Here is a 1,208-nt window from a genome sequence, read left to right on the forward strand (position 1 = left end):
ATATAAGGCTAGGTATCATTGGATGAGTTTGCGAAACAAAACAAAGTCCTTACTGCCGAAGGTGGTACAGAGTAAATGAAGCAGATAGATGGAGGGAAAGATTGCACTCTTACCCGGGGAGGTCTGATGACAGCCAAGTACACTTGGTAACCTTTCCAGTGATGGACAGCTGAATCATCAGAAGTCAGCAGAGGTCATAGTACTTGTCTACTCGAGAAGACAAGGAAGGACCGAACAGATTAAGGAGGATGAATACTAGGCGTTCGTTATCTGTGAAGAAGCAAACAATTCCTAACGGAACTTATTTGAAGGAAGAAGTGGTGAATACACGGGGAACTTCAAAAGGGTGGAGCAGATAAAGGCACAAATAGACCATTTATCCACGTAGAAAGGATATCAACGATGTTAATGGAACAGATACTAGAGAGGGAAAACTTAATACAGGCATTGAAGCGTGTAGAAAGAAATAAGGGAAGCCATGGTGTAGATGGAATGCGGGTCCAAAACCTGAGACCGCACCTCGTAACCGAATGGTACAACATGAAAACTGCCCTTTTACAGGGTACCTATCAACCGAAGCCCGTCCGTCGTATCGAAATCCCGAAACCAAACGGCGGAGTTCGGCTTTTGGGTATTCCAACCGTTCTAGACCGTTTCATTCAACAAGCCATTGCCCAAATATTGACCAAGATATATGACTCAACCTTTTCGGAGAATAGCTATGGATTTCGCCCTAACAAACAAGGGCACCAGGCGGTTCGAAAGGCAAAGTCCTATATAACCGAAGGTTATACATGGGTAGTGGATATGGATTTGGAGAAGTTCTTCGATAAAGTGAATCATGACAAGCTCATGGGAATGTTAGAGCGGAAAATTGAAGATAAACGAGTTCTTAAACTGATTCGTAAATTCCTTCAAGCAGGCATTATGATAGGCGGACTTTTTCATAAAAGTGAGGAGGGAACTCCGCAAGGAGGTCCGTTAAGTCCTTTATTATCTAATATCATGTTAGACGATTTAGATAAAGAACTAGAGAAACGCAATCTTCGATTCGTAAGGTATGCGGATGACAGTACTATCTTTGTGAAGACACGAAAAGCCGCCAAACGTGCAATGGGAAATATCTCAAGCTTCATTGAAAATAAACTGAAGCTAAAGGTCAACTACGAGAAGTCGAAGTATGATCGCCCTTGGAACAGAACGTTTCT

At 42.6% G+C, this 1,208-nt stretch carries 1 protein-coding gene; it reads left to right on the forward strand.

Annotated elements, in window-relative coordinates:
* Nucleotides 1–402: 402 nt before the first annotated feature.
* Nucleotides 403–1,208 (forward strand): group II intron reverse transcriptase/maturase (ltrA, locus tag SB775_RS27295; RefSeq protein WP_410864265.1); only part of this gene is annotated, 806 nt, incomplete at its 3' end.

The organism is Peribacillus sp. SIMBA_075 (assembly GCF_046534585.1).